The organism is Lentzea aerocolonigenes (assembly GCF_000974445.1).
GTDB lineage: Bacteria > Actinomycetota > Actinomycetes > Mycobacteriales > Pseudonocardiaceae > Lentzea > Lentzea aerocolonigenes.
In genome coordinates, this window is sequence record NZ_BBOJ01000010.1 from 1 (window position 1) to 12319 (window position 12319).

At 71.2% G+C, this 12319-nt stretch carries 9 protein-coding genes; 5 read left to right on the plus strand and 4 right to left on the minus strand.

Annotated features, from left to right (window positions below):
• The coding region (locus tag AOM45_RS19935; protein ID WP_156249734.1) for a transposase at positions 1-731 on the plus strand (731 nt) is incomplete at its 5' end.
• Between the two features lie 1019 nt (positions 732-1750).
• On the opposite strand, the gene AOM45_RS19940 is transcribed toward AOM45_RS19935, so the two are convergent.
• Complete coding sequence (locus AOM45_RS19940; protein WP_030469265.1) at positions 1751-1939, minus strand: hypothetical protein; 189 nt, start codon at positions 1937-1939, stop codon at positions 1751-1753.
• A gap of 345 nt (positions 1940-2284) precedes the next feature.
• Between AOM45_RS19940 and AOM45_RS19945 the strand changes: the two genes are divergently transcribed.
• On the plus strand, positions 2285-2956 hold the full coding sequence (locus AOM45_RS19945) for a response regulator transcription factor (RefSeq protein ID WP_063757087.1): 672 nt from the start codon (positions 2285-2287) through the stop codon (positions 2954-2956).
• A gap of 178 nt (positions 2957-3134) precedes the next feature.
• On the opposite strand, the gene AOM45_RS19950 is transcribed toward AOM45_RS19945, so the two are convergent.
• Entirely contained in the window at positions 3135-5831 is a 2697-nt protein-coding gene (locus AOM45_RS19950; RefSeq protein ID WP_035911122.1) for an excinuclease ABC subunit UvrA, read from the minus strand.
• Between the two features lie 484 nt (positions 5832-6315).
• Between AOM45_RS19950 and AOM45_RS19955 the strand changes: the two genes are divergently transcribed.
• The 3 genes from AOM45_RS19955 (at position 6316) to AOM45_RS19965 (ending at position 9406) form a co-directional block, all read left to right on the plus strand.
• A complete protein-coding gene (locus AOM45_RS19955) occupies positions 6316-7683 on the plus strand; it encodes an aldehyde dehydrogenase family protein (protein ID WP_051783927.1) in 1368 nt (455 codons plus the stop codon).
• A gap of 55 nt (positions 7684-7738) precedes the next feature.
• Positions 7739-8599 carry a transglutaminase-like domain-containing protein gene (locus AOM45_RS19960; RefSeq protein WP_030469261.1) on the plus strand — a complete coding sequence of 287 codons (861 nt, stop codon included), beginning with the start codon at positions 7739-7741 and terminating at the stop codon, positions 8597-8599.
• A gap of 129 nt (positions 8600-8728) precedes the next feature.
• Positions 8729-9406 (plus strand): helix-turn-helix transcriptional regulator, encoded by a 678-nt coding sequence (locus AOM45_RS19965; protein ID WP_030469260.1) that lies wholly within the window; start codon positions 8729-8731, stop codon positions 9404-9406.
• Here AOM45_RS19965 and AOM45_RS19970 read toward each other — a convergent pair whose 3' ends face one another.
• Both AOM45_RS19970 and AOM45_RS19975 read right to left on the minus strand, forming a co-directional pair.
• Entirely contained in the window at positions 9407-10456 is a 1050-nt protein-coding gene (locus AOM45_RS19970; RefSeq protein WP_030469259.1) for an alcohol dehydrogenase catalytic domain-containing protein, read from the minus strand. It lies immediately after the preceding gene.
• The gene (locus tag AOM45_RS19975; RefSeq protein ID WP_030469258.1) at positions 10453-12318 is read right to left on the minus strand and encodes a cellulase family glycosylhydrolase; all 1866 of its coding nucleotides are present in this window, start codon (positions 12316-12318) and stop codon (positions 10453-10455) included. The genes AOM45_RS19970 and AOM45_RS19975 overlap by 4 nt, the downstream gene beginning before the upstream one ends.
• Position 12319: the final 1 nt, after the last annotated feature.

Consider the following 12319-nt stretch of genomic DNA (forward strand, 5'->3'; position numbering starts at 1 on the left):
TGGTGGCTTTCACGGATCTGGACGCGCCGGACACGCTGGAGCTGCTGGCCCGCGCCCCTGACCCGGATGCCGCGAAGAGGTTGTCGTTCAAACAGATCCGTAGTGCGCTGCAACGCGCCCGCCGTCGCGATCTGGATGCCAAAGCCACCGAGATCCAGGCCGCGTTGCGCGCCGAGCACCTGGGCCAGCCGGCGGTGGTGGCCGCCGCCTACGCGGCGACCACCCGCGCCACCCTGGCGATCCTGGCCGCTCTGGCCGAGCAGATCAGGGTCCTGGAGGGCGAGGTCGGGGCCCATTTTGGCCGGCACCCGGACGCTGAGATCGTGCTGTCCCAGCCAGGGATCGGCGCGGTTCTCGGCGCTCGGGTGCTCGCCGAGTTCGGCGACGACCACGCTCGCTACGCCAGCGCGAAAGCCCGCAAGAACGCTGCCGGCACCAGCCCGCTGACCATCCGCTCCGGCAAGAAGAAAACCGTGCGGACCCGTTACGTCCACAACGACCGGCTCGTCGACGCGCTCATGATGCAGGCCTTCGTCGCCTTACGCGTCTCATCCGGCGCCCGCGCCTACTACGACCTGCAACGCGCCCGCGGCCTCGGCCACAACGCGGCCTTACGCCAACTCGCCAACCGCCTCGTCGGCATCCTGCACGGCTGCCTCAAAACCCGCACCACCTACAACGAGACCACCGCCTGGGCCCACCACACCAACACCAACACCGCCGCCGCTTGACACCCCCAGCAACTGGGATGTCTTCACCTTGGAGCCCAGCAACGACTGCAGGTTCGGGGGCAGCGTCTCGCAGGTGCTGTCGAACACCGACGGGCGGGCGAGGTTGAAGTCGAGGTTGTCGTAGGCGATCGCCTGAGGGTCGAGCTTCGGCGCCGGCGAGCCCAGCGGCGGCTCCGGCGGCGCGGTGCAGGCGGTGAGAGCCACGACGGAGACCAGAAGCCACGCGAAACGCATGCTGATCACTGAAGCACACCGGCGCTGCGCAGGTGCCGCTTTCAGTCGCACGACCGGGTGACTTCTCGCCCGTGTGCCGCCTACGCGTCCGACTCAGGGTCCCGTGCACAGCCGACGACGCCTGCGCGCCGAGCGCAACCGCCCTTGATCCGGAACTCCCCCGGTGCATTTGACTTCGACTCGGGCAGGTGCGATTTCGAGATCAACGATTCCGTCGACCGCGAGTACGTCCTCATCCGGACGGGTTTCCGCAAAACCCACCCCGGCTCGGCTGCACACCGCGCGAACAGGCGATCCCGAATCGAGACTTCGCGCGGTTCGGGTCCGAGGTCGCCACGCTGAACCACCACGTCCCGCCGATCACGGTGTTCGGCCGAGTGCTGGGAGTTGTGGCTCTTGCAGCACAGGGTGAGTCGCTTTTGTCCAGATGCTCGATGCCGCCACGACGGGCACACGTCGGCCGGCCGCCCACTCCCGTCGAATGCATTCGACAACACATCGTCGTCACACGGCAGGTCCACAGTCTTCGGAAGTGACGCCATAGCGCGAACTGTGACGAAAAGCCAGCATGGCGCCGCCTAAGTCTCTCGGGTAACTTGGTCGGCGTACGCGACCGGCCTTGGGGGGGCTTGTATGTACGCGCATGGACACACTCGGCCGTGGGGGATCAGGCCGATACCGCGACAAGATCCGGCCGTGTGTCGTGAATCGGTTCAAGCATCCGAACGGCGTGATGCCGCCGCAAGGAAACGTCGGCCGCCTCCGAACGATAGCGACGTGGATGCTCAGTCACGGCCCTTCTTCGCCGGCGTTGCTTCGCCGAGGGTGACGCCCGAGCGCCCGACGCCTCGCATGACGTGGACCTTCAGCGGACTGTCACCGGCCGACGGCGTGACCGTGGCGGAGGCGTTCGAGCGCGACGGTGTCTTCGGCGTCGGCGAACGGGTGACCGACCTCTCCGGCGCGTCACGCACCGTACCGCCCCGGGTTTTGAATGACCCTCCGGATGATGTTAAACGGCCTTTACTGTTGACCGGCAGCCCCGTGCAAGGTTTTCTGTGTAGGGGACGTAGACCTCGCTGACCACCGCACGCCACAGCAGTAAGAACGATTGTCGGCTGGTGACGAAAGGGGATCCACAGTGGAATTCAGAACTGTGCCTTCCTTCGCAGTGCGCGACAACGAAGACCGGTATACCGATTTCGAATCGGCACCATCGAACACGTTATCGCAACCACACTGCCACTCCCGCCGTTCTCCACGCACACAATTGAAGACCAGCCCCGGCTGGGCCGCAGCCTGAAGGGAATCCGCAAGCGATGACCCAGATCGGATCGCGGGAAGTACCGATCACCCCCCGCCTCACCGTAGCCGTCTGCGCCGGCAATGAGCTCGTGCGCCGCGGCTTGGGCTCCATACTGGACGACCTCGCCATCGTCGACAACGATGTCTACTGCGAGAACTGGGAACATGCCTGCCGGCTCATGTCGACCACTCCGGTCGACATTCTGATCATCGCGGAGGCCGGCTACGGCAACTGCCAGCTCCCGGACGGCGTCCAGACCAAAATCCTCGTCCTGGTCGACGCGACCGACCTGCGCACCGCGCTCAAGGACGCGCCACCGTGGGCCCACGGTTTCCTGGCCCGCCAGGACCTGACTCCGACCGGCCTCGACGAGGCCGTCCGCCGGGTGGCCGCCGGCAAGAGCCAGATCCCGGCCCAGCTCGCGAGCGAACTGATCCAGCGCGCGGCGGCCCCGCTGCCCGCACGCGTTGCCCGACCGGCCAAGCTGACCAGCCGGGAGAGCGAGACCCTGGCCCTGCTCGCCGACGGACTCAGCAACAAGCAGATCGCCCGCCGGCTGAGCATCTCCGACCACGGAGCGAAACGACTCGTCGCAAGCCTGCTGCTCAAGCTCGACTCGCCGAATCGGACGATGGCCGTGGTCACCGCGATCAAGTCGGGACTGATCGAACCGTCCGTGACGTGACGCCCCGGTCGCATCGCGTCCACAAATGTTAGCGCTAACATCAACTTGAAGCCGACCACCCCGCCGATCGTTCGGGCCACTGGCGCGAGCAGATCCACGGCAAGCCCTTCCACTGCTGGTTCGTCGAGGACCACCCGACGGGCTGCTTCAGGTCGCACCGGCTCGGCGCGGCGGGTGGTCACGATGCCTCCGCGTTGGGTCGTCGGGCCGCGGTCAGCGCCAGCTGACGCGCCAGGTAGGGCGCGATCGCGCTGTCCGGGTGGGTGGCGAGCAGCTCCGGCGGGCCGGCCGCGATCAGCCGGCCCCCGTCCTCGCCACCGCCGGGTCCGAGATCGACGATCCAGTCGCTCGCGGCGGCGAACTCCACGCTGTGCTCGATGACGACCACCGTGTTGCCGCGGTCGACCAGGTCGTGCAGGACGTCGAGCAGCACCTGGACGTCGGAGAAGTGCAGGCCGGTGGTGGGCTCGTCGATCAGGTACAGGGTCCCGCCCTCGTCGCGCCGGAGCAGTTCGCGAGAGAGCTTGAGCCGCTGCGCCTCCCCGCCGCTGAGCGTTCCGGTGTCCTGCCCGAGTCGCAGGTAGCTGAGCCCCACCTGCGACAGCGTGCGGAGCGGACAGGCGATCGCCGGGACGTCGGCGTAGAGCTCGATCGCCTCGCCGACCTCCAGAGCGAGCGTCTCGGCGATCGTGCGGCCGCGGTGGGTGATCTCCAGGACGCGCGCCGAGTACCGCAGGCCGTCGCAGGACGGGCAGCGCACCGAGACGTCGGCGAGGAACAGCATCTCGACCCGGACCACACCCTTGCCCGCGCAGCGGTCGCAGCGCCCGCCCGCCTCGGTGTTGAAGCTGAACATCGCCGTGGAGTACCGGCGCCGCACGGCCTCGTCGGTGCGGGCGAACAGCTTGCGGATCTCGTCGAACACCCCGAGGTAGGTCGCGGGCGTCGACCTCGACGATCCGCCGATCGAGTCCTGGGTCACGGTCGTCACCCGGCGGATGTGCTCGGCGCCGCGGAGCCGGTCGAACGGGCCGACGGGGGTGCGCCGCCACCGCACCGCGGCGTCGACGGCCGGCTGCAGCGTCCGGGTGATCAGGGAGCTCTTGCCGCTCCCGCTCACGCCGGTGACGCAGGTCAGCACCCCGATCGGGATGGTGAGATCGACTCCACGGAGGTTGTTCAGCCGGGCGCCGGTCAGTTCCAGCCCGCGGCCGTCCGGGCGGCGGCGCTGCGGCCGGGAGGAGACCACCGTCCGCTCGTTGCGGAGGTACGCGCTGGTAGCCGACGTGCGGTCGGCGATGACCTCGGCAGTCGGGCCGGCCGCGACGACCAGTCCGCCGCGCGTCCCAGCGCCGGGCCCCATGTCGACCAGGTGGTCAGCCGCCTCCATCGTCTCCCGATCGTGCTCGACCACGAGCACCGTGTTGCCCGCCTCGGCCAGCCGGCGCAGCATCCCGATCAGCCGCCCGTTGTCCCGCGCGTGCAGGCCGATCGACGGCTCGTCCAGCACGTAGACGACACCGACCAGGCCCGATCCGAGTTGCCGCGCCAGCCGGAGCCGCTGGCCCTCGCCGGCCGAGAGCGTGGGCGCGGAACGGTCGAGCGAGAGGTAGTGCAGGCCCACCTCGAGGAGGAACTCGACCCGAGCGTCAACTTGGTCGAGCAGTTCCGCGGACAGCTCGGCCAGGAAGTTGCCAGCCAGTTCGGCACGGACCTCGCCGGCCCAGTCCCGCAGCCGGGAGATCGACAGCCCGTTGACCTCCGCGATGTTGCGGCCGGCCAGGCGCACCGCGAGCGCCTCGGCGGCGTGCCGGGTACCGCCACAGGAGCCGCACTGCCGCTGGGCCATGAAGCCCTGGTAGAACGACTTGCGTTCCAGCGAGTCGGCGTCCTTGAACAGCCGCTCGATGTGCTCGGTCAAATCGCCCAGAATCCGGTCACCGACTTCGGCGGGGAGATCTTCCCAAGGGGTGTCCAGACTCGCCCCCGCCTCCGTCAGCAGATCCGGCAGTTCCCGCTGCGGCCACCAGGTCTTCTTGCTGCGGCGGCGGTCGCCGTAGAAGGTGAGCGCGCCGGAGCGAACCGACTCGCGGGTGTCACCGACCAGCAGTGCGGCGTCGACGCGGGTCGTGTAGCCCAGCCCCTGGCAGTGGTCGCACATCCCGGCCGGTGAGTTCGGCGTGAACCAGTCCGACGACGTCGCGTGCACCTCGGTGCCGCAGGACGAGCAGACCCAGCCGGCCGCGAGGTGCCGCACCGGCGTCCGGTCCCGCAGCACGGTCAGCCGCCGCTCGGCCCGCAGTTCCCGTTCGACGACGAGCCCGGCGTCGGCCAGCGTGTCGGCGTCCGGGGCGGCCTCCAGACGCAGCACCTCCGTCTCACCGCCGTCCGGCTCGGTGGCCACGAGCCGCACCGGCCCCTCGGCCGCCGCCTCGGCCAGCGCGGCGACGTGCGCGGCGGTGTCCAGCGGCGCGACCTCGGTGCCGCACTTGCGGCAGTCGTGCCGCCCGGTGCGGGCGAAGAGCAAGCGCAGGCGATCGGAGATCTCGGTGATCGTGCCGACGTTCGACCGCGGGTTGCGGCTGATCGTCCGCTGCTCGATCGCCACCGTCGGGCTCAGGCCGCTGACCCAGTCGACCGCGGGTCTGCCGACCTTCGGCAGTCTGCGCCGCACGTGCGCGGAGAGGCTGTCGAGGTACTGCCGGTACCCCTCGGCGTAGATCGTGTCGAACGCCAGCGACGACTTGCCGCTGCCGGAGACTCCGGTGACGACGGTCAGGCCGCCTCGGGGCAGGGACAACTCCCCGATCCGCAGGTTGTGCTGCCGGACACCGCGGAGCACGATTCGCTCGGAGTCCCGCACGTGTTCACTCATCGCCTGTCCTTGTCCGGTGATGCGTGTCCCGGTCACAACGCACTCGGCAGGCGCGGCAGTGGCTCCCCTTGTGGACACCGCCGCGCGTGGATGTCAAAACGAATAATCACAAGGGATTCACGCGCGCTCCCGGCAGCCAGGCTAAACGAGGCCGACCGAATTGGCGAGACCCTCTTTTAATTAGCACTCTCGACCTGCCGCAACAGTGCACCGATCGACCGCTCGAACGACCTCGCGCCAGGCACGATACGCCTGATAGGGTCGTGGGCATTGCTCGGACATCATTCGCCCTGCATTCGAAAAATTTCTGCGATCTCCGGCGATTCGACATCGATTCGACGGTCAGCAGGACAACGGCCGCGCCGAGCCGGAACCCGTCAATTTCGCAATCGCTCCGGAAGCGGGGAGGTTTCGCAATGGTTGACCGCAACGCAGCCGAGGCGCGACGCGTCGTGGCGGCAGGCGCCACCGGGGACGGTCCGGCGTGACCGCGCTCGACGTGGTGGACCCCGCCACCGGTGCCGTGTTCGCCTCCGCACCGGTCTGCACCGCGGCCGAACTCGACGCCACGATCGCCGCCGCCGCCGCGGCCGCTCCCAGGTGGGCCGCGCTCCCGGTCGACGAGCGCCGCGCCCGGCTGCGTGCTTGCGGAGTCGCACTCGCCGGCGCCGCCGAGGAGGTCGCCGCGCTGCTCAGCCGCGAGCAGGGCAAGCCGCTGGCCGCCGCGCGCGCCGAGGTGGACCTGTCCTCCGGCTGGTTCGGCAACACCGCCGACCTGCCCGGCACCGACGAGGAGGTCGACGCGGGCTCCGGCGCTTCGGTCGTGATCGGCCGGGTGGCGCACGGCGTGGTGGCCGCGATCGCGCCCTCGAACTTCCCGATCATCCTGGCGGTGTGCAAGATCGCACCCGCGCTGCTGGCAGGCAATGCGGTGGTGGTCAAACCCTCGCCGGAGACACCGCTCGCCACGCTGCGGACGGTCGAGCTGCTCGTGCCGCACCTGCCGCCCGGCGTGCTGTCGGTCGTCTCCGGCGACCACACGCTGGGGAAGGCGCTGACCACGCACCCCGGCATCGACATGGTCTCGTTCACCGGCTCGGTGGGCACCGGGCGAGCGATCGCCGAGCAGGCCGCGGCCCGTCTCCTGCCGGTGGTGCTCGAGCTGGGAGGCAACGACGCCGCGGTGGTGCTGCCGGGCGCCGACGTGACGGCGCTGGCACCGGCGCTGTTCGCCGGTGCCATGGTCAACAGCGGCCAGTTCTGCGCGGCCGTCAAGCGGATCTACGTCAGCGCCGCGCAGGCCGACGAGCTGGTCACCGCGCTGGCGAAGCTGGCCTCGGAGGCGGTCGTCGGTGCCGGCAGCGACCCCGCCACCGAGTACGGCCCGCTGGTGAGCCGTGCCCAGCTCGACCGCGTCAGCGCGCTGGTGGACGAGGCTGCCGCCGCCGGCGCACGGGTGGTGACCGGCGGCGCCCGGCTGCCCCGGCCCGGCTGGTTCTACCCGCCGACCGTCGTCACCGACCTCCCGCCCGGCACCGAACTGGAACTGGAGGAGCAGTTCGGCCCGGTGATCCCGGTGATCGCCTACGACGACCTCGACGAGGCCATCGCACGTGCCAACGGCACGCGGTACGGGCTCGGCGCGTCGCTCTGGGGTGACGCCGAGCACGCCCGTGCGCTGGCGGCCCGGCTGGTCTGCGGCACCGTCTGGATCAACACGCACGGGGCGCTCCGCCACGACACTCCGTTCGGCGGGCTGCGCGACTCCGGCGCCGGCGTCGAGTACGGCTGGTGGGGACTGCTCGAGTACACCCGAATCAAGGTCGTCCACGAGCTCCACCCGGCAGGGTGATCCCCTCCGCACCCGACGACACCCGCCCGAACATCCGCGCCATTCGAGGACGTGCATGTCAACCAACTGGTCCGTGCACAGCGCCTACTCCGATCCCGGCCGGCACCGGGCGCTGCTCGCGGAGCTGCGCGGCCACGTGCCGCGCATCTGTGCGGCCGCGCGCAACGTCATCGCGCACTACCGCATCGAACTGCCCGAGCTGCCCCCGGCGCGGCACGACGAGATACACAGCCGCTGGTTGGAGGCCATCCTGGAGCTCGACCAGGAACGCCACCCCGAGCCGCTCGCGACACCGAGGCCGACGGAGGAGAAGGTCGCCGGCTGCTGCCGCGACCACGTGCTGTTCGTCGTCGGCGCGCTGCGCGACCGCGGTGTTGCGGCACGCAGCCGCGTCGGGTTCGCCTCCTACCTGACCGAGGGCTGTTTCCTGGACCACGTCGTCGCCGAGTACTGGACCGGTGACCGGTGGCGCCGCGTCGACCCCGAGTTCGCCCCCGGATCGGTCGAGTTCGACGTCGAGGACATGCCCACCGGGCCGAGAGCCCCGTTCCGGACCGCTGCCCAGGCCTGGCTGGCCCACCGGTCGGGAGAGACCGACGCCGAGCTGTACCGGGTGTCCCCGGAATCGGAGCTGGGTGGGCCGCGTTTCATCCGCGACTGCGTCGTCACCGAGCTCGCTCACCGGCAGAAGGACGAGCTGCTGCTCTGGGACGCCTGGGGCGACGTGGCGCACCAGGTCGACGACCCGTTGGCCGACGAGCTGGCCGACCTGCTCGTCCGGGCCGATGCCGGTGACGACACCGCCGAACGCGAGGCGGCCCGGCGCTACCGCGACGACCCGCGTCTGCACCCCGGCGACGTCATCACCCAGTACTGCCCCTACGGCCGGCCACCTCGCACGGTCCGGCTGCGCTGAGCCCCCGGCGCCATAGCCGTTCGCGCAGGGTCATCCGTGCGCTCGTCCGGATCTTCCCGTTGACCACCCCGCAGAGCGAGGCTGGTCACGAGACGAAGCCGGAAAGACGCGATTCGGGGGGCCGGTCACATGGCGAATGCGGACTCGATCAATCACACCGTGCAGCCCGCCGCCGGGGCCCCGGCGGCGATCGTGGTGGCCGCGCTGATCGGCAACGAGGTCACCAGACGAGGGCTCGAGTCGATCCTGAACGACGTGCCGGGGGTCGCCGAGGTCTCCTACCACCAGGACGTGGCCGAGGCCCGGGCCGCGCTCGCGACCGGACGGGTCGACGTCCTGCTGGTCACCAGCTCGGCCGGCAGGGCGGCGCTGTCGGTGGCCGGGGGCGGGGCCAGAATTCTGGCCCTGGTGGACGACGGCAGCGGCGTCCAGGAGCTGTTCGGCACCGCGGCGCGCCCACCCGACGGCATCGTGCTGCTGGCCGACCTGACGCCGGACGGGCTGGCCGAGGCGTTGCACCGGACCGCCGCCGGGCAGGTCCACGTGCCCGACCGGCTGGCCCGCGAGCTGATGGACCAGGCCAGGACGGAGTTGTCCACGCCGGCGTACCCGGCGCGGCTCACCGCCAGGGAGAGCGAGGCGATGGGGCTGATGGCCGAGGGCATGAGCAACAAGCAGATCGCCGGACGCCTGGGGATCTCCAGCCACGGAGCCAAGCGACTGGTGGCCAGCCTGATGCTCAAGCTCGGCTCGCCGAACCGGACCGCGGCCGTGGTCAACGCGATCAAGTCCGGGCTGGTCCCGTGATCAGTTCGGGTCCGCCGACGGCACCAGGACGACCTTGTCCGCGACCCGCGTGTCGAACAGCTCGTAGCCGCGAACCGCCTCGGTCAGCGGCAGCCGGTGCGAGACCACGGCGCTCGGGTCGACCCGGCCGGTGCGCAGCAACGCCATCACCGGATCGCGGGAGCGGATCGGGTCGCCCACCGCGAACCGCAGGGTGAGTTCCTGGACGAACGCCCGGCCGGCCGGGAAGGCGACGTCGTCGGCGCCGTGCGCGCCCACGACCAGCACCGTGCCGCGTGGCCCCGCCGCGTCGACCGCGCAGGCCAGCGCCGCCCCGGAACCGACAGCCTCGATGACGACCGCCGCGTCGTCCCGGCCGCGCATCCGGGCCATCGTCGCGGCGAACCGTTCGGGCTCCACCACCACCGGCACCAGCGCGCCCGCCCGCTCGCGCCGGGCCGGGTCGACCTCGCAGACCACGACCGCGGCGCCCAGCTCGGTCGCGCACAGCGCGGCCATCAGCCCGACCGGCCCCGCCCCGACGACCCCGACCAGGTGCTCCGGCCCGACGTGCGCGTCGGTGACCGCGGTGTGGGCGGTGGCCAGGACGTCACCGGCGAACAGCGCCTGCTCGTCGGTGACAGCCGCCGGCACCGGCCCCAGCACGACGTCGGCGAACGGCACCCGGACGTACTCGGCCTGCCCTCCGGCGACGGCGTCGCCGACGATGGTGGAGTAGCCGAACAGCGTGGCCGACGGGCAGTGGTAGTGCCAGCCGCGCACGCACCGCGGACACCGGCCGCAGGCGATGAGGTCCGAGGCGACGACCCGGTCGCCGACCGCGAACGGCACCTGGGACCCGCGCTCGGTGACCACACCGGCGAACTCGTGCCCGAGGACTGTGCCCAGGGCGAACGCAGGCATCTCGCCGCGGTAGGGGTGCAGGTCACTGCCGCAGATCGCGGTGCGGGTGACCCGCACGACGGCGTCGCGTTCGGACTCGAGCCTGGGCATCGGCAGGTCGTCGACGACCTCGACGTGCCGCGGGCCGAGGTAGACGACCCCCTTCACGCCGACCTCACCGCGGTCGAGGTGTTCGAGGTCGTCGTGTTCGAGGTCATCGGGAGTCGCGCCACGGTCCAGCCCTTCTCGGTGAGGTCGACGACGAGATCCGCGCCGGGGTCGTCGCCGTCCCGGCCGACCCGCACGGTCACCGCGCGGTCGCGGTGGTTGATGAGGGCGACGCCGCCGTCGACCGGCACGACCTCGACCTCCGGGTCCGAGCAGCGCACGGCGGGACGGACCCCGGCCAGCTCGGCGATCCGCCGGTAGAACCGTTCCCACGGGGCGAGCGCGAACCGTCCGGCCGCGTCGAGCTGGCGTTCGAACGGGACGTTGGTGAACACCAGCCGGCCCGCGCCGACGGCGTTGACCACGACGGCGGGTGTGCCGTCCGGGTACGCGGCCAGCACCCGGCCGGAGGTCGCCCGGAGCGTGGTGGGCACCGCCCTCGCGACGGTCCAGTCCACCGGCCACACCTCGCCGTCCCAGACGATCTCCTGCCGGTTCCTGCCGGTCAGGTCGTAGTCGACGATCTCGGCGCCGGCCAGGTCCGCACCGGGGAAGCCGTGCAGGTGATCACCCAGCGAGTAGTACACGGTGGCGCCCCGGTGCAGGGCGGCACGCAGGTGCGCCAGGTCCGCCAGCGTCACCTGGTCGACCGACGGGCAGACCACCAGCTGGTGCCCGGCGGCCGGAGTGACCACCACGTCCACCTCCACGTGCAGACGTTTGAGCAGCAGGTAGGCGAAGAACGGCGAGACGGCGTCGCGGTGGGGGTCCAGGTAGGACCCGCCGCCGGTGGACTGCCCGGCCACCGGCCACACCGCGATCCCGGCCGGCCCGGCCGTGCGGACCAGCGCCGGCGCGGCGTCGGCGAGCTGCCGGTAGGCCGTCATGGCCGGCTTGGGCGTCCCGTCGGCGCGGTGCAGCCCGACCAGGCGTTCGGCCGGGCGCCGGTCGTAGGGCTCGGCGGTGGAGGTGCTGTCCTGCCAGCACCACACGATCACCCCGGCCGCGCCGCTGACCAGCACCGAGGCGACCGCGGCGCGCAGATAGGCCGCGGCGACTTCGTCACTCGCGCCGTAGGTCCCGAGCTCGTCGACCAGGGCCACGCCGTGCGCGCCGGCCAGCCGGGCCAGGAACGCCGGCAGCTGGGTGGCCTTCGGCGACAGCGTGGACTCGATGTGCCCCGGCGACCAGAGCGGGAACCCGTGCACCGCCAGCAGGTCGAGGGCACGGCCGATGGCGGGCCCGAAGGCTGATCCGCCGAGCACGGTCAGCGCGTTGTTGGCCTGGCAGACCAGCACCTCGGAGGCCACCTGCCGGATCGCACCGACCAGCCGTCCGTACCAGTGGCCGACCTCGGCCGGAGTCAGCGTCGCGGCCTCGGCCGGATCCACGTTGGAGATCTCGTCGCCCAGGTCGAGCGCGAGGACGTTCGAGCAGTCGGCGATCGTGGCGGCCACCGCTCGCACGAACGTCTCCTGGGCCGCCAGCATCTCCTGGTCCCGCCACAGACTGCGCCCGCGCCGCCACGGCAGGTCCAGCAGCTGACCGTTCATGAACAGGGTCAGCACCGACAGCACGCAGCTCAGGCCGGCGGCCTCGGCCAGCTCGACCAGCAGGCGCAGCCGGGTCAGCGCCTGCCCGTCGACGCGCCGGGGATCCGGGTGGAAGTCGCGCCAGAAGACGAACACCCGGACGGTGTTGAGGCCGGCCTCGGCGATCCGGCGCAGGTCGGCCGCGACGATGCCGGGATCCCAGTCGGCCCACAGCCGGCAGCCGGCACGGACCGGGAAGTAGGTGACCCCGAGCGCGGTGAACGGCCGGTCGTCACGCAGCAGCCGGCCCTCGTGCAGACGGAACGTCATC